This window comes from Leptolyngbya sp. NK1-12 (assembly GCF_032598965.1).
GTDB lineage: Bacteria > Cyanobacteriota > Cyanobacteriia > Elainellales > Elainellaceae > Elainella.
This window is the reverse complement of record NZ_CP053586.1, coordinates 3,708,579-3,728,332: the sequence shown is the minus strand read 5'-3', so window position 1 is coordinate 3,728,332 and position 19,754 is coordinate 3,708,579. Positions and strand designations below refer to the sequence as shown.

The window sequence follows — 19,754 nt, the reverse complement described above, 5'->3', positions numbered from 1 at the left end:
AGGGCCGGTTCGTTTACGGGCGGCTTCAGCTTAGCGCCTGGAGAGGTGGCAGAGTGGTCGAATGCGCTCGACTTGAAATCGAGTGTACCGCAAGGTACCGAGGGTTCGAATCCCTCCCTCTCCGTTGAATCGAAGTTTGCAACAGCAATTTGCTCAGTGCAAAGAGTCGGGGATTCCAGAGAACTAGACTGAGGAGTTTTTGAGGTTGCAGTGAGGGTGCCGGGATGATCAGTCTTTCAAACCCAGGTTTACGATAGTGAAAGCACCAACCTCTCAGCCCTAGACGGTTATGAAAGCAATCGAAGTTTTGGGAACAGTTGATAGTTGTGGGAATCTGGCGTTGGATCAACCATTGGCGGTTCACAATCAGCGAGTGCGAGTGATTGTGTTGATTTCAGAAGAAGACTTTGATCCAGATAATGAAAAATTAGAACCTGCAATTGAAGGGTTTCGTCAGGGATGGCGTGATGCGATGACTGGTAATACCATCCCTGTAGAACAGCTCTGGGACGGGATTGATGCAGACTGATCCACCTACTGTTCAAGTCATTGCTTCCGCCAGATTTCAGCGTGATCTTCGTTTGCTTGCTAAGCGCTATCGCAATGTTCGATTAGATGTTCAGCCAGTGATTGAACAACTTCAATCTGGAGAACTGCCTGGTGATCAAATTCCTGGTTTAGGCTGCACCATTTTCAAAGTTCGGCTCAAGAACCGTGATGTGCAGAAGGGAAAAAGTGGCGGATATCGGTTGATTTACTATGTCAAATTGGCTGATCAAATTGTGTTGATCACGATCTACTCCAAATCAGACCAAGGCGATATTACTGCAACCGAAATTCAGGAAATCATCGCTGAGTTTGCACGAAATCGTGAGCTGTGAGGCTGAAGCAATTTCCTTCAGCAGCAAAGAATTGGGAATTCCAGAGAATTAGGCAAAGGAGTATCGCTAGTCAAGTCCTACCGCAGTCGGTCCTGCAACCGGCGACTAAAGGAGTTCATTTCGGCTTGTTTAGCGGCAGAATCGGATTGAATTTGCTGACGACCGTTGCGAATTACGCGCATCATCTCGGTAAATTGGGCTTCTAGATCGCTAAGCACCCGATCGGCATAGTCATCAGCTCCGCGCTGAATATCTTCGCACTCGGCAATCATCGACCGCTGCATGTCTTCTAGCTCTTGCTGGGCGCGACGGCGCATTTGGTCGATATCGGCCATCACCTGCTGCTGCATCAGCTCACAATCTTGCTGCACCTGCTGCCGGATCTGCTGGGCTTCCCGTTCCGCCATCCGGACAATATCCATCTCGTCTAGGATCTGGGCGGCCCGTTGCTCTGCCGTGGCAATGATCTGCTGGGCGATCTGTTCGGCTTCCAGGATCACTTCTTCTTTGTGCAGCAGAATTTCTGTCGCTTCTTGAAACGCCGTTGGCAAATTCAACCGCACCAGATCGAGCTGGTCCAGCAATTGCTCCTCATCCACCACCGTGCGTCGGCTGAGCGGAATCCGCGGACTGTCTAAAATCATTTCCTCGAGCTTGTTCAACTCCCGCTGAATGTCCACGCCCCCTATGCGGGTGGTGTCTCTTTGGGGTGATCGATTCGAGGCACCTCCATTGGGGAGGGCAGCTCTGCGGCGGTCGGGGCTGATGCGATCGGGGTCTTGGCGTAACATTGGCAAATATCTATAGCAACAGCTTGAGGAACGAGATGATCAACAGGACCACCAAACCTGGCAATTTCTTTCACCACGCTACTGCTCAAAAAACTATGCTCAGTCGAAGTGGCTAAAAAAATAGTTTCGATATCTTCTGCGAGAGTCTTATTGGTGTGGGCCATTTGTAGCTCCATTTCAAAATCTGAAACTACTCTTAACCCCCGCAGTAGCACGTTGGCTTGCCGCATACGGGCATAGGTGACCGTGAGACCATCGAAGCTGTCTACTTCCAGGTTTGATAAATGCTGCGTCGAGCGACGAATCTGCTCTATACGTTGCTGAACCGGAAACAGAGGCTTTTTATTGGGGTTTTGAAACACTACTACGATCACCTGCTCAAACAGGCGACAGCCACGCTCGATCACATCGAGGTGACCGAGGGTAATGGGATCAAAACTACCAGGATAAATAGCAATCACAGCCGCTTCCGGTGGTTGATTTAGCTTGAACGAGATAAAAACATAAAGGCAAACACCCTTCGCTGAGGCGATTATATCGGACAGTTCAGGGTGAATTACAGGGCCGGGGTGAATGACAGGGAATGTCTAGCGATTATACCTGAGTCTTCGGTTGGCCGCTAAGCATTGACTTGCTCCCTGATTTGCCTCCAAACTGTAGTTCCTAAACTTGCTCCCCTAGAGCAACTGACGGCGCAAAAAGTTAAGCAGCACGGCGTTGACCTTTTCATGCCAGTCTTCTTGAGGGTAATGGCCGACTTCTTCGAGTTGGGCCAGTTCTGCCTGGGGCACAATTTTGCTAAAGGCTTCAGCGATGCTAAACGGCAACCAGGGGTCGCGCATGCCCCACGCCACCAGGGTCGGCTGCTGCCAGTTGGCAAATCCCGCTTCAATTTCCGCTGTGGCCTGAGCGAGTTTGAGCTTTTGCACCACCGTAAACAGTGACCGTCCCGCTGCCGAACTCTTGAGAAACGGACGGCGATACACATCCAGGTCGGCATCTTCGACGCGATAGCCGCCGCCACCTTCCAGGGTTCGATCCACCAAGAGCGGGTCCTGCGTCAGCATTTCTCCTACCAACGGCAAGCCAAGCTGCTTCATCTTCCAGGGCAGTTTAGCTGCGGTGGTAATCGGCGCATTCAAGATAGCCAACCGCTCAATCGCGTCAGGATGGCGGAGAGCGTACTGTAACCCTACTGACCCCAGAAATCCTTGCACCACCAGAAACAGGCGCGGAATCTCTAAAGCCTGCAGAAAATCGGCCAAGGCTTGCACATAGGCATCCGAGGTGTAGGCAAAGCTACGCTTATCTGGCTTCCCCGAAAACCCAAAGCCAATCCAGTCCGGGGCAATCGAGCGAAACCCTTGTTCAGCCAGGGCGGGCATCACATTGCGCCAGCCATAGCTTTGGGACGGTAGCCCATGCAGCAGCAGCACTGGTGGTTTTGCCGAAGGATTTAAGGGTTCCGCTTCCCGATAGAACCACTCCAGTTCATTGATTGTGATCGAATTTTCTTTTATTGCCACAGTTTTATCCAACTTATCAATCAGCAGTGTGATGGTTTGCGCATTTGGGATGAGCTTACTGCTGTTGGGGATCGTTGGACAAGAGAGAAGATTAGGATTCCAGCACAGTTCCTTTGAGGCAGGCGGCAGTGAGATTGGTGCCTTGCAGATTCGCACCGGTCAGCTCGGCACAGAGCAGATTGGCTCCGGCCAGGTTGGCTCCGGCCAGGTTGGCGTCGCGCAGGTCCGATTCCTCTAGGTTAGCTTCGGTCAAGATGGCTCCTTGCAGATCGGCCTGAGCCAAGTTGGCCCCGCGCAGATTGGTGCCATTCAGGTTAGCGCCCCGCAAATCGGCGCCCCGTAGGTCACAGCCCTGCAGACTAACGCCCATCAGATTGGCACCGCTCAGGAAAGCACCCGCTAAGGAGGTTTGCACCAGTCGCGCCTGCATCAGATTGGCCCCGCGCAGGTTGGCCCCGCGCAAATCGGCTTCGGTCAGGTCGGCCTGCATCAGGTTTGCGCCCAGAAGGTTGGCCCGCAGGTCGGCTCCCACCAACTGACAGCCCAAGAGGTTGGCTCCATCCAGGTTGGCTCCGGTCAACTTGGCTCCGGTCAACTTGGCTCCAGTCAACTTGGCTCCGGCCAGATTAGCCCGATTCAGGTCGAGTCCAGCTAGGTCTTCGTCTTCAAGATTGATGCCAGCAAGCTGCTTGGTTTGACCAGCCCGCACAGATTCGATGCTGATAGTCATGGGCACGTTGTCATTTGTCATGGGGATATTTGTGATTTGCCTGATTGGCAAAGCTGCTCAGCCTTTGAGATTAAGCTGTTCGGAAGTGTAGATCAGCGGCAGGGCCTCTTGGGCGTGGGAGTCCATTAACCACAGGCCAGAGGCAATTTTGGGAAAGGATTCGGGCAGGTTGAAGCCTTGCTGAAAGGCGCTGACTAAGAGACTCAAGGCTTCAATCAGTTTGGGATCCCAGCGTTCGCCTTGCTGAGTGCGGCAATCTTCCAGGGCTTGGGTGAGCATGTCTTCCAACGGCTGGGCAGAATTGGCGCGGCGTAGAGCTGCCAACCGCTGCTGAAAGGAAATCAATAAAGCTAGAATCCGTGATTCGAGCGGAATTTCGTCTCCAGCAAGGCCAGCAGGTTGACCCGACCCGTTCCACCATTCGGTCTGGTGCGTCAAGATAGTGGCAATGGCTCGTAGACGCTGCATACGGCGCAGAACTTGAATACCAGGAACCAGAGGACAGGCCAGGGGCTTATCAGGAGACTCCGCGTGTTCCTGAACCGAGGTACCAGAGCTGAGCAGACTACTGCTACTCAGAAAAGCAATTCGATGCAGCATTCCAGCCAGCCGCAGCCGATGCACTTGCCAGGCGGGTAGATCGAGCAGTTGTCCCATTGCTTCAGCTAAGTTCGCGACTTCAGCCGCCGCCATTGGGTTACTCAAGTCAGCCTGATCCATCAATTGGGCTACCCGCAAAAAGGCCTGCAGTTCGTTGGAAATCAGGTTGCTGTCGAGTGGATTGGTGGCTACCGGATAAACAGGAGTCATTCCCTGATGCCGGGTTTGCAGATAGTCCACCACCCGCGACACTACTTCCCCCAGGTGTTCAGTGGTCGGCAAGCCGCAGAGGGCTTCTTCGCGCTCAATGTGGGCGGCGATTTCCTGCACCTGGGTCGTGAGTTGCTGCTGCAGTTCAGGATTGTACTGTCCCACATGGGCCGCAGCTAGTTTGGCAGTTTCCAGCACCAGACCTGGCTCAAATGTCCAAAATCCATAAAACTTGCGCTCTAGGTCGGCTTTGGGTTGGCCCACTGCCCCGTAGTCGGCTGCGGATAGCTCCTGGCACAGCACCATTGCCGTGTAGTTGGGCGACAGAATAATCAAGTGCCATTCCTGCGCTACCGGATCCGTAGCGGCAAGGCTGACCAAATCTACATTCGCTTTTTGGCTGGTGGGGTGCTCAGCAAACCCAGCTTCTGCAGCGGCCATAATTACCACCTGCCGGGCGCGATCGGCAATCTCTCCATATCGCTCGGCTTCTTCTAGATACCATTTGCCGCGCTGAAAGGCTGTAATCATCAGCGGCTGATAGTCGGCCTGAAGAATCGCATCCTCTAGGGCGTGGCAGAGCGCCACCAAGGTATTTTTGTAGTACACCCCAAAACTAAGGGGCTGCCTGCCTGATGGAGATGAATCTGCGGCAGAGGCGCTGGGCAGGCGATGAGCATCGCTGAGTTGTTGCAGAATCGAGCCTGGTAACATTTAGACGTGTTGATACGTGCGGGACTGAACGGGCAGTGAAAGCAGAGTGGTCATTACACCTTAGATAGGAGTTTAACAGAATTAACATTTGGTAACAGAGAGTGAACGATGAGCGAGAGCAGAAATAATTGCTGTAATTTCGCTGTCATTTCAGTCAGGAGGTGAAATCCGTCCTGACGATCCGATCCAAATTGAACTGCCACCAGAGCCTCACCAAGCGCTGCATCCGGTCTAACAAAGCACTCGGCAATTTGTTCATCGATTCCTCAAACACTCCTCATCGCCCTCCAAGCTAAAGCCGCTTTAATTCTCTTTAGGTCTACCAGCTAGCTATTCAAATTCCAACTAGGGAAGGAAACCAGCAGGTTGCCCAGTCGCTAGCATAAAAACGCACCAAGGGGATCAGGAGGGATGACGCTATGGAAGACGACGATCTATTAGGTATTGGTACACAAACCGGCAGTGGCAGTACGAGTGTGGTTTCAGGTGGCTTTTCCAGCAACAGCAATAGCGCCTTTTCTAGCAGTTCTAGCTCCGGCCCGACCAACTCCAACACCTCTAGCAACAGTGGGCTGAATTCTAATTTCACCAATACCGGCAGCAACAGTTTTAACAACACCAGCTCAGTTTTTGGCGCCAATTCGTCTCAATTTAGCAGCGTGAGTGGTGGCCGCTTGGGTACAAACCTGGGCACTACCAGCAGCAGTAACTTTCCCCAGTTCAACTTCAGCAACCCCAGTACTTCGCTGTTCACCAATAGCCAGTTCACCAGTGGCCAATCGACTCTGTTCAGCGGCAGTAGTTCGTTCACCAACAGGGGGGCTGGATTCGACCGTAACAGCAGTGGCGGCGGCAGTTTTGGTGGCTTCAACAGCGGCTTTAATGGTGGCTTTAACGGTGGCTTCAACAATGATTTTGATACTGACCTCACCAATGCCAATACAGGCAATGCTGGATTCGGTGGAAATGTTGGAACCGGGTCTGGCAGCAGCGGCAATTTGGCAATTAATCAGCGCAACGGCAACAATCGCAACAATCGGCTGCGGGGTGGACGGGGTAGCGATCTGATCCGGGGCTTGGGTGGCGATGATCGGATTACGGGCGGTGGCAGCAACGATATTTTGGTCGGTGGAGCGGGTGACGATCGCCTCAGCGGAGAAGCAGGGCGCGACCAGCTCTTGGGTGAGGCTGGCGACGACAGTTTGCTGGGTAATAGCGGCAGCGATAGCCTAAATGGCGGCAACGGACGGGATCGGCTGGCCGGCGGCCTGGGCCGGAACGAACTGATCGGCGGCAACAATCCTGATGTCTTTGTGCTTCAGATCGGTGGAACAGCAACAATTCAAGATTTTCAGGAATCGCGCGATCAGATAGCCCTACCTGCAACTCTGGGCTTTGCCGATTTGACCATTGGTCAGCAGGGGCGCAATGCGGTGATTAGCGTGGCTGAGAATCCACTTGCTGTTGTGCTCAATATCAGAGCCACAAGCCTGACCGCTGCTGATTTCACAACGGCCTAGTCAGTTAGGGAGCAGCGCTGTACCCAGAGGCAAGCCTCAGTTGCAACCTATTAGGAACCTGACAGTACAAGCTGGGCTGATTTGGCTTCAATCGGTGCGGTTAGCGCCTCCTCCAAAGCAGCAACTCCCAGCCGTTCTTCTAGGATCTGCATCACTTCGCGGCCAAAGTCATCTGGATTGCGCTGCCATGCCTCTAAGCAAACTTCGCCAAAGAACGACCCCAGCGGTTCCGGATTCCACAGCATCTTGCGCACCGTCCAGGGCGTCAGGTTCATCGGATCGTAGCCGGGTTTGAGAATCTCCTGCTGAAAGGCATACTGCTCTAGATGCGTGTGGGGTTGCAGCCCAATAAAGAAAATGGCTGGCTCGACCTTATCGGCTCCAAAAATGCGTTCCAGCTCCCGGTGATAGGCCAGAGTTTGGCGAATCGTATCGTAGGTTTCGTCGATTACGTTGAACGAGTAGTTGACCGATACTAGATCATTAAATCCAGCAGCTTTGAGGTCGCGACAGTTTTGCAGCACCGTGCGCAGGTTGTACCCCATCCGCATTTTGCGGACCAATTCTTGGGAACCGCTGGTGATGCCAATTTCAAAGTAATTCATGCCAGTTTTGACCATCAAGTCGCACAGCTCTGGCGTCAAGTTATCAGCCCGAATGTAGGCAGCCCAGTGGATATCGGTCATTCCCGCAGCCAAGATTTTTTGCAGTAACTCCACCGCATCGTCAATAAAGCGGCGGGCCGGAATGAACTGAGCATCCGTGAACCAGAAATTGCGCACGCCCCGGTCATAGAGCTGCTGCATTTCCTTCACCACTTCCTCAGTTGGGTTGATCCGCACCTGTTTGCCTTCCACCACTGTATAGACGCAGTAGCAACAGTTGTGGGGACAGCCGCGCTTGGTCTGTACTCCAATATAAAAGTCGTTTTCCTTCAGGTAATAGTCAAAATCAGACCAGATGCTGGCAATGTAGTCGTAGTTGCAGGCAGTTTTTTCTAGAGGCGTCGGCTGCTCGTGGATCATGCGCGAACGCGGCTGGGTCGCTCCTACGACATAACAGCGCTGATCAGAAAAGTCTTGGCCCTGAATCAACCGCTCCAGCAAAATTTCCCCTTCCCCAACCGAGACAATGGACCCGGCTGGCAAGGAGTTCGCCAACTGTTCATAAAACACGCTGACTGCGCCACCGCCCACTACCAATTGCACCGTCGAGCAGTAGCGTTTTGCCCGCTTCAGGCCGCGCCGAATCAGACCTAAATTGCGCCATAGTTCGCCGTAGTAGCCCTGAGCAATTCCCAGCAAACCAAGAGCGCCCCTCAGTTTGGTCAACGGATTGCCAGCATAGAAAAACTCAAAGGTATACTGCAGCGGATTGCCGCCTCGTCCTCCCACAGGAGCGTAAATTTGAATGTCGCGCCAGGAAAACACGAGCAAAGTAGGGCGGAACTCATCGATGCAGCGATCTAGGGCAGGAGCATAGTCCAAAGGCGGAATCGTGCCCAGATCAAAAATTCGCTGCTCAAGCGCAGGAAACTGCTTGTGAATATGATCGGCCAGGTAGACAACACCAATTGGAAAAATCGGGTTGCAAGGCAGGCGAACGTAGAGAATTCGGTCTTCCATCGCGGTTGGTATGGCGTAGTTGTAAAGCGAAGAATGGCAGCCCCTTGTAGCTCCAGCGATGCCATCAACATCATTGACATCGATAGGCAGACTTGAAGCAACGTCTTAAGCAAGCGCTTATTTTTTTCATATAACTTTACGATACCATTGACTTCTGCTGGCTGCATCGAGCTTTAGCTAGACCACACCAAGACACCTTGTAGTACAGTGTTGAAGTGCCTCTGATCCACAGCGCATGGAGTGCAAACTAAGGTTGGTAGTCGGATTTACAGCGAGCGGGGATCAGGCAGTGTTAAGGTCTAGAAGTAGTTTTTGTTCCGTAATTACGGCTCCTCTCCTATGGCCCAGATCTTTGATCCTATTCCACCGAATAGCCACGCTTACATGCTGTGTTGCTACGTCAATGCCACCAGCAAAATCCAAGTTGTCCGCATTACCAACATTCCCAACTGGTATTTCGAGCGGGTTGTGTTTCCAGGCCAGCGCCTTGTCTTTGAAGCCCTTCCCAGTGCCCACCTAGAAATTCACTCTGGTATGATGGCTAGTGCGATTTTAGCCGACACCATTCCCTGTGAGCGGTTGCGGATTGAAGCCGAACTAGAAGCTGACTTTGAGATGGAACCTGTGCTCGGTGCTGAGCACGATAGTCCTGCGGAGTCACTTGCTGCCGTTGTGTCAGCCGATTGAATTTGAATTGTATCTAGTTGATATGCCCCGTTAAGTTCACCGCCCCCGGGCAGCTTGCTCGTTTTGATGGCAATTGTTTGAGAAAACTGTTTTTATTCCAAATTTTCCCTGTTTCATACCTGTCTGCAAGAGTTTCTCTATTTAAGTTGGAGGAACTCTTAATTGTTTTATTGATTGTTTGATTAATTGCTTTTTCAGCCACCTATAGAAACCTACGGCCCATAGGGTCCATTGCTGAATTTGAGCTGAATTTGGCTGGTAAAGCCCTGTCGGAAGTTAACGACGGCTCAGGTCAAACTCCACAGAACTCCACAGAACTCCACAAGACTCCACAGTTGATTTGCCTGTTCATCCCTTGGCCTCTCTAAAGCGGTTCCCAATCCGCTACCTTGAAGGTATTCTGAAAGGCGGCCAGTCTTTGGCCAATCCTCTCATTTGAGCTGCGATTCGAGTGGCAGTATGCCTCAAGTTGTCTTAGTTCATCCCCAAATTCCACCCAATACAGGCAATATTGCTCGTACCTGTGCCGCAACCCAAACTCCGCTGCATTTGGTAGGGCCATTAGGATTTGAGATTAGCGATCGTTATCTAAAGCGAGCCGGATTAGACTACTGGCCCTATGTCAATCTGACTTATCACGAGTCGCTAACCGACTTTCACAGCTATTGCCAACAGAAGGGCGGACGCTGTCTTGGCTTTAGCACTTCAGGCGCATATAGCTATACCGACTTCGAATATCGAGACGACGATTGGTTACTGTTTGGTTGTGAAACTGCTGGTCTGCCGTCTGACGTTTTGCAAGCCTGTGATGCGACGATTTTCATTCCCATGAGTCAACCCCAGGTCAGGAGTCTGAACCTATCGGTGAGTGTGGCCATTGGTCTGTTTGAAGCAAAAAGGCAGCTCGGTTATTTCTTGGAAGCAAGTGCCCCCAAACCACCTCGATAGCCCAGCATTATTCTAAGAATCTGTTTGAAACGCCCCCTAAACTTCTCATTCTGGGGAATTTTCCCAAACCGCTGCTGTTCAAAATTTCCCACCGGTGGAGAATTATAGCCCTGCGGGCATCCAGTAAAGGGGGTGGATCCAGCGACAAGATCCCAATTGTCCAAGATTGCCGTAATACGGGTGGATTTATAGGTAGCTACATTGCTCTACTGGTCGGCAGCAGGCTTGTTTAGTCTCGCTGGTTATTTTCACTATATTCGTATATGCAAATTTGCTGATTGAGTTGAGTAATTGCAAAGGCGACCAACTATAAGAAGCAACTGATTAGAATAACAAATTGCTCGCGTTAATGAATCAAATCAACTCGCTAAACTGGTTCAGGCAAGCCTTATCTCAATTCCGTCTTCTAGATTACTAATTCTCGCAATCTCTTATAAAAAATTTGTATAACGCAAAACTAGAAATCACTAACTTCAAGTCATATTTTGTTAAACCGCTAGCAAATTCGAAAGATATCGGAACTAGGCCGCTTCAAGCCACTAGATTGTCAGGTCTGTCAACCGCAAGATCTGTGATAACCAGGTTCGTTTTCGAGGAAAGCTATACAAATTATCAAAGCAATCTTGGCAGAAAATTCTGAGCGAGTTTTTAGTAAATTGAACGGCGTCAAAGCCTTATAAATCAAGGATTGCAGCAGCTCTTGAGCCTCCTCTAATCAATTGCCTTTCCAGTTAACTGACTTGACGACAATCCAAGGATCAGTTAAACATTAATCTCGATTGTTTTTGTTGCAGCTATCATCCTGCTACAGGTTGATTTGCTAGATTTCTATGGGGTTAGAAAAACAGCTAATCCCAAGGCTGGGATCAAGTGGGTGCAATCTTTTTCGATTCTTTAAAGGTCAAGTCTTGAATTTTCTGACAACTGGTGTAAGCTTGTTTAAGTCAAAAAAGCAGGGTAATCTTACCTAGTCCGACCTTAATGATTGTGATCTTGATCTCTGTTCCTAGTGACTCGAGTCACTGACTGGGCTCAAGCAAACTCTAAAGTTCGATTTGGTTCCAGGATAGTTAAGCGCTGCTCTTTAGGAGGTTATTCTTTTGAAGCGAGCATTTCTGCGGAAGGTTAAGCCCGTTTCCTGCTCACTCTGTGTCACTCACGCTGATGTCAATCATGCCGGTGCAAGCCACGTTCAAGCAGGAGATTCTGAGGAGGCTCCATCAGGGGTGAAACGTCGAGCACGTACCTCTGCTGCCATGGTTGGTCTGGCATTGTCGATGGGTGCAACCAGTCTGCTGGTTCCTCGCCAAGGGGATAGTGCACAGGCGGCCGAGTCCAAGATTCCGGAGGCGACTCCTTCTTCAGTCTCCCAGATGGCAGCTGCCCCTGCGTTGGATACTGGACTAACTGTCTCTCCAGCGGCGGGTGAAACCATTGAGCATATTGTGCGTCAGGGCCAAACTCTACGGCAGGTCGCTGAACGCTACAGGGTAGATATTGAATCGCTCGCGGCTGCGAATGGCCTCACCACCCATGCGAGTTTGAAAGCAGGTCAAGTTCTCAAGATTCCGGTTAGTTCTGCAGGTGTAACTGAGCCAGATGCATCTCGTTCTCCTCAGTTGACGGCATTAGCTGATTTGAACCGCCTGCCTAGCCCTACAGATAGTTCTGTTAGCGGTGCCGACAGCAGAGCCAATCAAGTACGAGCTGAGCGGGATAGAGCGTTAGGCCGTCTGCAGCAGGAGCGCAATAAGCTCAAAACTAGTCTGGCGGAGTTGCGGCGTGAGGAGTCTGGTACTTTAGTTGCAGGTGTAGAGGGAGTGGTAGCTGAGCCGGCAAAAGGCCCAGATCAGCCTCAGCAAAACCAGCGTCCAGTTATCACTGAAATGCCTGGCGACTCGGAGCCTAGCCCATCTCCCATTGCGATTCTACCCAGCCCGGTGGCTAGCCCATCGGTTCTGGACAATCAGGTTGCCCCAGCACCTAGTCCTGATCTGGACTGGATGCGGGTGAGCCGCTCACTAATTCTGGCTCCCGAAGCTGCCACAGCCACTGTGCCCTCTGTGCAGCCGTCAGAGCAGCCTGAAGCGAGTTCTCAGGTAAATCCGGCTCAGCCCAGCAGAGCATCAGCGCGACCAACTGCAACCCTGCCTGCGGTGCCGCCTGTCCAGATAGCAGCTTCAACCCCCAGCCTTGAGCAGCAGGTTTCATATCGGGTAAATCCAGGTGATACGGTAGCTCAAATCGCTCGTGCTCACAACATTACTCAGGCTACTCTCATCTCTGCGAATCGCCTCAGCAATCCGAATGTGATTTTTGTGGGTCAGGTCTTGCGATTGCCAGAATCCCAGCAGGAAGCATCTAGCCGTTCTGTAGACCGGCCAACCGTTCCCTCGGTCCTACCGGCTTCGACCGTTTCAGTATCAGCATCTGAGCAGGCCGAAAAGCTACCCAGCGTAGTGCCGTCTGTTTCTCAAGCTGACTCGACCGAGGCTCGCACCCTGGCTGTCGTACCTTCCACCATTGCTCCTAGCGGATTGCCCTCGCTGACTTCCCCGGTTGACGCTTTGCCTGATACATCGGAAGCAGCCACAGGTCGGAATCCCTACGTGCAGTCCTTGCTCTCGGAAGTGAAGGCTATGCGCGAGAAGTTGACGCAGCCGCCTGCCACGGTTGCAGCTGTGACGACTCCGGCCGCTGATACAGCAGAAGCCGCTGCCAGCCTGCAAGACGTTAGTGCAGTTGAGGTTCCAGTGCGGGTCGATTCACGAGCTGCTTCATTGGAACCAGGGACCACTCGTCGGCCCCAGGCGCTACGAGTAGCTCCTCGCCAAACTACGCCAACTGTAGTCGCTGCGGCTCCTATGGGGTCTGAGAATTACGCCCCTCTGCTAGAGCCGATTACGGGCCGGATGGTCTCTCCCGATTTGCCTTCCTTGCCGAATGCTGACCGTTTTCTGCCGGATGGCATTTTCAAGGGCTACATTTGGCCTGCCCGTGGCGTTCTCACCTCTGGATATGGCTGGCGCTGGGGCAGAATGCATCGCGGTATCGATATTGCCTCTGACATTGGCACGCCAATCTATGCTGCCGCTACAGGAGTGGTTGAATACGCCGGCTGGAATTCTGGTGGCTACGGCAATATGATCGAAATCCGCCATGCTGATGGCAGTATGACTCGCTATGCTCACCTAAACGCCATTTACGTGCAGCAAGGCCAGCGACTCGGCCAAGGAGAGCAGATTGGTGAAATGGGCAGTACAGGTTATAGCACTGGCCCCCACCTCCACTTTGAAGTTCACCTGCCTGACCAAGGAACGGTCAATCCAATGGCCTACCTGCCGGCTGAGTAGGTCCCAGCTCAACCGCATTCGCGATTTCAGTTTGAAGAAATTTAGGGGGCAGCGCTGCCCTCTTTGTTTATTCGTTTCAGCCTCTACCTTGAGTCAACCGCAAGCTTCAATTCGAGAAATCTATTCGCCAAACCTGGTCAACAACTCTCGTTTTGTGCTACTTTAATAAAGCTGGAAATTTCGCACGCCCTTAACTCTGGTTGGTGCTCATCAGTAGCATAATCCGAGAGCGGTTCGAAATTAGTAGTTTGAAGTAAAAAATACAAGGCTCAGTAGCTCAGTGGTTAGAGCAGGGGACTCATAAGCCCAAGGTCGCAGGTTCAAATCCCGCCTGAGCCATCAACCAAATCAAGTTCTGGAAAGCGTTTCGGGAGGTCATTCCAAGACCTCCCGAAACTTTTTTTGGGGTAAAACGGTGGAGTTTGGGGTAAAAAGTGGTGGAAGTTTGGTGGAAAAAATCAGTGCAGATGAACTACTATGATGGTAATTCAGCCTGAAATTGCAGATGAACTCTGTAGATTGCTAATAACCCGACTACTTCGGAGGCGCTATTATGCAACCCAGAAAACGCCAAAGCAAGGGAATGGTTTCTGTCATTTCCACCCACGATCGGTTGCAGCTTCGGTTTCATTTTGGCAGACACTCAAGTTAATCGGAAAGTGGCAGAGGCAAAAGCCAAGCTTATTGAGTCAGACATGATTTATGAGCGCTTTGACCCAACCCTGGAGAAGTACAAGCCTCAAAATGCCTTGAGTGTTGCCAACACTGCTGCACCACTGCCCGTCCCCAAAACATCACTGCTTGACCTGTGGGAGAAATACACCCAGTTTCAGCAGGCGCATTTGGAAGAGACAACGATTATTAGGGACTACGGCAAGATCGAAAAACGCATCCGGAAATTTCCCAAACCCTACCTAGAGGATACCATTGCCATTCAAGCTCACCTGCTGACCGAGTTTGCAGCAGAAACAGCCAAGCGCACCCTGAAACAGCTTAGTGCTTGTTGCAACTGGGCAATACGAAAAAAACTGATCTCCGAGAATCCATTCAAAGAACTGGCTCAGGAGGTTAAGACGAAGAAGGCGAGCAAAGTGTCTCGCAAACCGTTTTCCAAAGAGTGTGTAGCGGCAATTATTGCGGCGTTTGAACATAACACTTACTGCTCGAAATACTCTCCGATTCCCCATTCCTACTATGCTCCCTATGTCAAATTCCTGTTTCATACCGGTTGCAGACCCGAAGAAGCGCTCGCGCTCAAGTGGAAGCATGTTGAGAAGAACCAGATCCACATCTGCGAAGCTGTCGCCACTGATGTTCGCATTCGGAAAACAACCAAAACCGACACACCTCGCTACTTCCCCATCAATGAAGAGCTAAGAGCTGTCTTTGATGCAGTCAGACCAGAGAATCTCGATCCAAATGCCCTCGTATTTCCAGCTAGAGGGGGCAAGGAGATCGATACTCATAATTTCCTCAACCGGGTATGGAGACCCGTGGTGGAAAAACTGGTGGAAGCAGGCAAGGTGAAGGAGTATTTGCCCCAGTACAACTGGCGGCACACATTTATTACGCTCTGTTTGGAGAGCGGGATTATATCCAGGCGAGTGGCAGATTGGTGCGGCACTTCAGTAGCGGTGATTGAGGAGCATTATGCAGGAGCGATCGCGCATATCCAAGTTCCTCCCTTTGGATTGACCGATCAAACAACTCTGGAAGATTAGGGGTAGATTTCTAAAGGTGATCTTCAGGAACAACAAAGATAACAGGCATGGCGCTACCCGTTAGCTCATTAGAAGTTGCCTCTGTTCGCACCGTGATGACCCTGGTGGGAATATCGCCGTAGTTGCTCTTTAAGACGATCGTCCTCCCGACGGTGCGGAGCACCATCGTGGTGTTTGGGGCGGGAACATGCGACAGGGCAGTGATCGTGCCATCCAACTCTCGTAAGCGCTTCAGATCATCTACAAACTCTGACTGCTTCTGCTGCGCTTCTTGGCAGACCCACATGGCGGCACACAACCGAATCAAAACTGGAGTCATTGGCTTACCTCTTCAAGTTAATCCAACGGTGACTGAGCAGGTGGATCAAACACTAGCTCAAATTGAGTCTTGGGCATAAATCGCCGCAATTTTCTTAAGTGATCTTCGCCATCGCTTCGATTGCGAAAACGAACTAGATCTGAGCGCTGGGCATTCGGCTGAATTAGGACAATCACCCAGGGACGAGCCTCGGTCGCCCTCCGGGCGGTGCGGAGCACCATCGCGCAAGTGAAAGGGGCAGGTTGAGTGGACATAGTGCAATTGCAGACACAACTTGTCAGCCTACTGGTAGAGCACCCGTCAAAGAAGCGCCACTGGCAATTGAAAAATTTGAATTTATGCGCTGAGAGAGTCTGGATTCTGTGGCTGAACTTGTTGAGATGCAGGACACAACCGATCGAATAGATCTGGCGGAATTTCGTCATAGTGCTCCAACAGAAAGTCCATCAATGCCAAATGTCGTAAATCATCCAGGCTTGGGGCACGGTAGTGTTTGCCTTTGCCAAACCAGCGGCGTACAGTGGAGGGAGAACGGGAACAAATGCTGGCGATTGCCTCATGACTCACTTCCCACTTGGCATAGAAGCGACGAGGAGAAAGTCCGAATTGGCAGTTGGCATAGAGGTTGATTAGTGCCAGGTCTCGATCGCTCAGGGGACGAGGACGAGTCATGGGTATTTTCCCTCCTTCAGTGATTCCAAATCTTCCTCCCAAGCCGTATCGGCATGGATTCCACTGGAAGTGTCTTTGAGCCAGATCAGATACTTCCACTCCCACTGCCCACGATGGGAAGCAAAGGCAAAGAATCGTCTAATGACGATGCCGCTATCGGTTTGGGTATGGTTGGACAAAAGCAGCCAGCGCACTAATTCGCCATCAAGAAATCGGGGGACTGAGGTTTGGTGGGGAAAGCTTTCAGGGAGGACAAACGGATGTTGCAGTGGCTTTAGATCCAGCTTGGGGAGATCTGCGATCGTCCAAAGATCAGCATTTCTCACGACGTTGAGATAGCCAGCCAACATTCTGCCGTTGAGACTGACACAGAGTTGTTGGATGAGGAGCGTAGCAAGATGCTCTAGTTCCTGCTCCTCCAAATGCATCCGTGCGACATCGAAGTCTGGATCACAGAAGTTGCTCAGCACCTCAATTAGCTCAGTGATGCCAAATCACAAAGGGCTTGCTGATAACTCGTGGGTAGGTCGGATCGATCGCTGACAAGCGGCGTGGATGTCATGGGTCAAGCCTCTCAAGAGAAAACAGATTCCATCGCAGCAGAGACGTTTGTTGTGGCTGAACTCATGGGATGAAGCTCCTTGGAAAAACGAAACCCCAAGCGGGAGAGCCTGGGGATGAACTACGGCTGCTAAAGTACTCAGTGCCATCGAACGCGACTAACAGGGTGGTTGCAACCGAGCGAAACTGGCTCAACTGCTTTTGCTCATCCAAAACTTGCAAGATTTCCTCAAATACAGGAAAAACCTGCTGTGGGTTCACTCCATCGAGCAAGTCCCGAATGTGGTTGTCACACGGGATCTGATGCACTCCAAATAGGCTCTGAGCGTTGCTGTGCCCCTTATTGCCTCGCATCATGCGTTGGTACGCCAGAAAGGACGGGGTTTGGGTGAAGAATACGCTAAACGCGCTTAAAGCAGCATCTTCCATGCCATAGCGAGTATTCTTGCCCGTGCGTTTGTCTGGTAGCGATGACAGCACCTGGCGAAAAGAATCCACGATGGTATCGAACAAACCCCGTTCTTTCAACCGCTCTGGCTCTATTGGCTCATTTTAGATGTCCTCACAATACCGATATTTCTGAGATTTGACAGCGTTTCCTCATACTGAGAATTGCTGCTCTTCCAGAAGAAAAATCCCGCACTGACCACAGCTTAGAACAATCGGAGCCGCTGCCTTTAGATCCATTGGGCAAACGCCTCTGCCTTACTTTCCCCTACCGCTGGCAGGCGATTGTCGGAGTAAACGAAGCCAGTCCCCAGTGGCAAACGCTCACCAAGTACCCCCTGCGTCCGCGTGTGCTCTGGCGGCTGTGGCAGGATGCCTCTCAGTTGGTGGGCGTGCGGTTTGATGACCAGACGCGGTATGGGGTGATTGATATTGATCAGGGCAGCCCCTATTACCCCAGCCAAAATCCTCATGCCCTAGCCACACTCCGAGCTGCTCTAGAGACGATTGGGATCTATCGCACGGTAGTAATCCGCTCTAGCTGGTCTGGGGGCCTGCACCTTTATTTACCGCTGCCTGAGGCAGTTCCCACCTTTGGGCTAGCAAGTGCCCTACAGCAGTGCCTAGAGGCACAAGACCTCTCCATCGCTCAGGCACAGCTTGAGGTCTTTCCCAACTGCAAGAGCTATGCCTACAACGGCTCCTACAGCGAATACAATGCCCACCGGCTACCGCTGCAACCCCACTCCGGGTCCTGCCTGCTCGATGCAGACCTCAATCCTACCTTTAGCGATCTAGGCCGCTTCTTTGAGCAATGGGACTTGGCGGCAGCGGCTCAGGATATGCGGGAGCTGAGAGAAGCCATTAGCACCGCTCGAACCAATCGCCGAGGCAAACGGCGCTGCTATACGAATGACATTGAAGCATGGCTAAGCGATCTGCGAACCGAGATGGCCGAAGGCTGGACCGGCTACGGGCAGACCAACCACCTGCTCAAGACGATTGCCTGTTATGGCGTGGTGTTTGAAGGGTTGCAGGATGAGGAGCTAACTGAGTTTATTCACACTAGCGCGATCCAGGCTCCTGGCTACTTCCAATGGTGCCGCCACCAGCATGAGATCAAGCTCAAAGCGGCGGTATGGGCGCGATCCGCGCAGGGCTATTACTGGAGATTAGGTGATGAACGGCAGCGAGAAGGAATCTTTCACGGCAGCGGGACAGATAACGTCATTCCCTTTTCTAAAAACTTGCAGCGTTCTCAGGAGGCCCAGGAGCGGATTCGCACCATCGTGAGCCAACTTACAGCCGAGGGCACTCTACCAGAAACCCCTACCGCTAGAGCCAGGGTGATCGCGGCGCAGGGCGTCAGTTTGAAGACCCTATACCGCCATCCAGAGCTGTGGCATCCCGATCACTGGATCGCTATAGAGCAATGGTGTAAAACACCAGATGTGGAGCCGGATTTAGCGATTAAGGAAGAAAATTCGGAGGAGCTGTCTGAATCATCAAAATCCTCTGATGGCAAGGAATTTTACACTTCGGAAAGCTTAATGAAGGGTAGGGCAATTGAATCGGGCTTGGTGCCCTTTCCATCTGCTTCATCTGTCCGCCGCTCGTCGATGAGTGAGCAATGCTTGGAGAACTTTCCTAAATCTTCTTCTGCTCAGGAATTTGAAGCTTCTAATGTGATTCAGCTTTGTTTTCCCCAGCTAGCTTTATTCAATTCTCTTGATCCTACTGAAGTTGAAACTGATTGTCTGGAGGCGATGGTTTGGGGTGATCGTTACTTTGTGCTGCGTCGATTAGTTTCGCTTTGGTCTGAGGGGCACGCTGATTTGGTTAGGGATCTTTGCAAGCGCCATTCTGACTGGAAGTTTGAGGTGCGGGCCTGTGGGCCCGTGGAGGTAAACCGTGATGCTCCTTAAGGGTATGCAGCTTGCGTTTCTCGGTCAAGTTTCACCCTATTTGTTTGGGAATCCTCCTTTACCTGGCGATCTGTTGGCTACTTCAAGCGGAGAAGCAGTTGTAACAAGGCTGGAGCTGCTTGGGTTGGAGCTGTTGGTTTGGGCGGATTATGGCAGTGGTATTGAGCAGCCGCATGGTCGGGAGTGTGCAACCTGCAACTTGAAAATAGTGCTAGGGGGTCCTGCGGAGATGGGCTGTGCCTCTGATTCAAACTTTGAAACCAAAGCCTGTGGTTGGATTGGCTGGAAGCAGACGAAGCGAGAGCGCAAAAAGCGGGCCCCTTGGATCTGTCGGCAGGCGTGGCTCTACTGGGAGGAGCCAGGAGGTAAGAAACGGTCGCGCTATATTCCCAAGGCGAAGCTTGCGGAGGTGGAGCGGTCGGTTTATGAGCTGAGGCGACCCATTTATGAGACCTTGAAGCTGTTGGAGAAGCACTGATTTTTCTGGCTAGAGGATAGTTGCAAGCTATTTTGAAGGAAATGCT

The 19,754-nt window shown here is 51.7% G+C and carries 20 protein-coding genes, 2 tRNA genes and 1 pseudogene; 11 read left to right on the top strand and 12 right to left on the bottom strand.

The window, feature by feature from the left end:
- The first annotated feature begins 39 nt into the window (after window positions 1-39).
- From HJG54_RS15825 to HJG54_RS15815, 3 genes are all read left to right on the top strand, one after another.
- A tRNA-Ser gene (locus tag HJG54_RS15825) sits at window positions 40-124 on the top strand.
- Window positions 125-289: 165 nt separating this feature from the next.
- A complete protein-coding gene (locus HJG54_RS15820) occupies window positions 290-529 on the top strand; it encodes a hypothetical protein (RefSeq protein WP_316429858.1) in 240 nt (79 codons plus the stop codon).
- Window positions 519-881: a type II toxin-antitoxin system RelE/ParE family toxin gene (locus HJG54_RS15815; protein WP_316429856.1), complete on the top strand. Its 363-nt coding sequence runs from the start codon at window positions 519-521 to the stop codon at window positions 879-881. Before HJG54_RS15820 ends, HJG54_RS15815 begins: the two co-directional genes overlap by 11 nt.
- A 77-nt stretch (window positions 882-958) precedes the next feature.
- Here the strand turns inward: HJG54_RS15815 and HJG54_RS15810 are convergent, their stop codons facing one another.
- The 5 genes from HJG54_RS15810 to HJG54_RS15790 form a co-directional block, all read right to left on the bottom strand.
- Window positions 959-1,672, bottom strand: coding sequence for a hypothetical protein (locus tag HJG54_RS15810; protein WP_316429854.1), 714 nt, complete (start codon window positions 1,670-1,672; stop codon window positions 959-961).
- Window positions 1,567-2,133, bottom strand: a complete 567-nt coding sequence (coaD, locus tag HJG54_RS15805; RefSeq protein WP_316429853.1) for a pantetheine-phosphate adenylyltransferase — start codon at window positions 2,131-2,133, stop codon at window positions 1,567-1,569. The genes HJG54_RS15810 and coaD overlap by 106 nt, the downstream gene beginning before the upstream one ends.
- A gap of 216 nt (window positions 2,134-2,349) precedes the next feature.
- Window positions 2,350-3,198 carry an alpha/beta fold hydrolase gene (locus tag HJG54_RS15800; RefSeq protein ID WP_316429852.1) on the bottom strand — a complete coding sequence of 283 codons (849 nt, stop codon included), beginning with the start codon at window positions 3,196-3,198 and terminating at the stop codon, window positions 2,350-2,352.
- 91 nt (window positions 3,199-3,289) lie between these two features.
- The gene (locus tag HJG54_RS15795; RefSeq protein WP_316429850.1) at window positions 3,290-3,949 is read right to left on the bottom strand and encodes a pentapeptide repeat-containing protein; all 660 of its coding nucleotides are present in this window, start codon (window positions 3,947-3,949) and stop codon (window positions 3,290-3,292) included.
- A gap of 36 nt (window positions 3,950-3,985) precedes the next feature.
- On the bottom strand, window positions 3,986-5,452 hold the full coding sequence (locus HJG54_RS15790) for a DICT sensory domain-containing protein (protein ID WP_316429849.1): 1,467 nt from the start codon (window positions 5,450-5,452) through the stop codon (window positions 3,986-3,988).
- A 419-nt stretch (window positions 5,453-5,871) separates the two neighbouring features.
- Between HJG54_RS15790 and HJG54_RS15785 the strand changes: the two genes are divergently transcribed.
- Window positions 5,872-6,972, top strand: a complete 1,101-nt coding sequence (locus HJG54_RS15785) for a calcium-binding protein (RefSeq protein WP_316429847.1) — start codon at window positions 5,872-5,874, stop codon at window positions 6,970-6,972.
- A 50-nt stretch (window positions 6,973-7,022) separates the two neighbouring features.
- Here HJG54_RS15785 and HJG54_RS15780 read toward each other — a convergent pair whose 3' ends face one another.
- Entirely contained in the window at window positions 7,023-8,597 is a 1,575-nt protein-coding gene (locus tag HJG54_RS15780) for a photosystem II high light acclimation radical SAM protein (RefSeq protein WP_316429846.1), read from the bottom strand.
- A 339-nt stretch (window positions 8,598-8,936) separates the two neighbouring features.
- On the opposite strand from HJG54_RS15780, the gene HJG54_RS15775 reads away from it, so the two are divergent.
- The gene (locus HJG54_RS15775; RefSeq protein WP_035997076.1) at window positions 8,937-9,284 is read left to right on the top strand and encodes a DUF1830 domain-containing protein; all 348 of its coding nucleotides are present in this window, start codon (window positions 8,937-8,939) and stop codon (window positions 9,282-9,284) included.
- A 13-nt stretch (window positions 9,285-9,297) separates the two neighbouring features.
- On the opposite strand, the gene HJG54_RS15770 is transcribed toward HJG54_RS15775, so the two are convergent.
- Window positions 9,298-9,486, bottom strand: a complete 189-nt coding sequence (locus HJG54_RS15770) for a hypothetical protein (protein WP_316429845.1) — start codon at window positions 9,484-9,486, stop codon at window positions 9,298-9,300.
- A gap of 257 nt (window positions 9,487-9,743) precedes the next feature.
- Between HJG54_RS15770 and HJG54_RS15765 the strand changes: the two genes are divergently transcribed.
- The 4 genes from HJG54_RS15765 (at window position 9,744) to HJG54_RS15750 (ending at window position 15,306) form a co-directional block, all read left to right on the top strand.
- On the top strand, window positions 9,744-10,232 hold the full coding sequence (locus HJG54_RS15765; RefSeq protein ID WP_316429844.1) for a tRNA (cytidine(34)-2'-O)-methyltransferase: 489 nt from the start codon (window positions 9,744-9,746) through the stop codon (window positions 10,230-10,232).
- 1,100 nt (window positions 10,233-11,332) lie between these two features.
- Window positions 11,333-13,585: a peptidoglycan DD-metalloendopeptidase family protein gene (locus tag HJG54_RS15760; protein WP_316429842.1), complete on the top strand. Its 2,253-nt coding sequence runs from the start codon at window positions 11,333-11,335 to the stop codon at window positions 13,583-13,585.
- Window positions 13,586-13,851: 266 nt separating this feature from the next.
- A tRNA-Met gene (locus HJG54_RS15755) sits at window positions 13,852-13,924 on the top strand.
- A 356-nt stretch (window positions 13,925-14,280) separates the two neighbouring features.
- Window positions 14,281-15,306 carry a tyrosine-type recombinase/integrase gene (locus tag HJG54_RS15750; RefSeq protein ID WP_316429840.1) on the top strand — a complete coding sequence of 342 codons (1,026 nt, stop codon included), beginning with the start codon at window positions 14,281-14,283 and terminating at the stop codon, window positions 15,304-15,306.
- Between the two features lie 10 nt (window positions 15,307-15,316).
- On the opposite strand, the gene HJG54_RS15745 is transcribed toward HJG54_RS15750, so the two are convergent.
- From HJG54_RS15745 to HJG54_RS15725, 5 genes and pseudogenes are all read right to left on the bottom strand, one after another.
- Window positions 15,317-15,625: a hypothetical protein gene (locus HJG54_RS15745; protein WP_316429838.1), complete on the bottom strand. Its 309-nt coding sequence runs from the start codon at window positions 15,623-15,625 to the stop codon at window positions 15,317-15,319.
- 17 nt (window positions 15,626-15,642) lie between these two features.
- Complete coding sequence (locus HJG54_RS15740; RefSeq protein ID WP_316429836.1) at window positions 15,643-15,879, bottom strand: hypothetical protein; 237 nt, start codon at window positions 15,877-15,879, stop codon at window positions 15,643-15,645.
- 82 nt (window positions 15,880-15,961) lie between these two features.
- Entirely contained in the window at window positions 15,962-16,297 is a 336-nt protein-coding gene (locus HJG54_RS15735; RefSeq protein WP_316429835.1) for a hypothetical protein, read from the bottom strand.
- The gene (locus HJG54_RS15730) at window positions 16,294-16,767 is read right to left on the bottom strand and encodes a hypothetical protein (RefSeq protein WP_316429833.1); all 474 of its coding nucleotides are present in this window, start codon (window positions 16,765-16,767) and stop codon (window positions 16,294-16,296) included. Before HJG54_RS15730 ends, HJG54_RS15735 begins: the two co-directional genes overlap by 4 nt.
- 217 nt (window positions 16,768-16,984) lie before the next feature.
- Window positions 16,985-17,359, bottom strand: a pseudogene (locus tag HJG54_RS15725) (ISNCY family transposase); the annotation flags it as partial.
- Window positions 17,360-17,544: 185 nt separating this feature from the next.
- Between HJG54_RS15725 and HJG54_RS15720 the strand changes: the two are divergent.
- Together HJG54_RS15720 and HJG54_RS15715 are read left to right on the top strand one after the other, a co-directional pair.
- The gene (locus HJG54_RS15720; protein WP_316429832.1) at window positions 17,545-19,230 is read left to right on the top strand and encodes a hypothetical protein; all 1,686 of its coding nucleotides are present in this window, start codon (window positions 17,545-17,547) and stop codon (window positions 19,228-19,230) included.
- Window positions 19,220-19,708, top strand: a complete 489-nt coding sequence (locus HJG54_RS15715; RefSeq protein ID WP_316429830.1) for a hypothetical protein — start codon at window positions 19,220-19,222, stop codon at window positions 19,706-19,708. Before HJG54_RS15720 ends, HJG54_RS15715 begins: the two co-directional genes overlap by 11 nt.
- Window positions 19,709-19,754: the final 46 nt, after the last annotated feature.

Bases quoted from the DNA above. Each gene is read 5' to 3' on its own strand.
- HJG54_RS15785 (WP_316429847.1), top strand. From the start codon at position 5,872: ATGGAAGACGACGATCTATTAGGTATTGGTACACAAACCGGCAGTGGC.
- HJG54_RS15765 (WP_316429844.1), top strand. From the start codon at position 9,744: ATGCCTCAAGTTGTCTTAGTTCATCCCCAAATTCCACCCAATACAGGC.
- HJG54_RS15815 (WP_316429856.1), top strand. From the start codon at position 519: ATGCAGACTGATCCACCTACTGTTCAAGTCATTGCTTCCGCCAGATTT.
- HJG54_RS15735 (WP_316429835.1), bottom strand. From the start codon at position 16,297: ATGACTCGTCCTCGTCCCCTGAGCGATCGAGACCTGGCACTAATCAAC.
- HJG54_RS15715 (WP_316429830.1), top strand. From the start codon at position 19,220: ATGCTCCTTAAGGGTATGCAGCTTGCGTTTCTCGGTCAAGTTTCACCC.
- HJG54_RS15795 (WP_316429850.1), bottom strand. From the start codon at position 3,949: ATGACAAATGACAACGTGCCCATGACTATCAGCATCGAATCTGTGCGG.
- HJG54_RS15740 (WP_316429836.1), bottom strand. From the start codon at position 15,879: ATGTCCACTCAACCTGCCCCTTTCACTTGCGCGATGGTGCTCCGCACC.
- HJG54_RS15775 (WP_035997076.1), top strand. From the start codon at position 8,937: ATGGCCCAGATCTTTGATCCTATTCCACCGAATAGCCACGCTTACATG.
- HJG54_RS15810 (WP_316429854.1), bottom strand. From the start codon at position 1,672: ATGTTACGCCAAGACCCCGATCGCATCAGCCCCGACCGCCGCAGAGCT.
- HJG54_RS15745 (WP_316429838.1), bottom strand. From the start codon at position 15,625: ATGACTCCAGTTTTGATTCGGTTGTGTGCCGCCATGTGGGTCTGCCAA.
- HJG54_RS15780 (WP_316429846.1), bottom strand. From the start codon at position 8,597: ATGGAAGACCGAATTCTCTACGTTCGCCTGCCTTGCAACCCGATTTTT.
- HJG54_RS15820 (WP_316429858.1), top strand. From the start codon at position 290: ATGAAAGCAATCGAAGTTTTGGGAACAGTTGATAGTTGTGGGAATCTG.
- HJG54_RS15790 (WP_316429849.1), bottom strand. From the start codon at position 5,452: ATGTTACCAGGCTCGATTCTGCAACAACTCAGCGATGCTCATCGCCTG.
- HJG54_RS15750 (WP_316429840.1), top strand. From the start codon at position 14,281: ATGATTTATGAGCGCTTTGACCCAACCCTGGAGAAGTACAAGCCTCAA.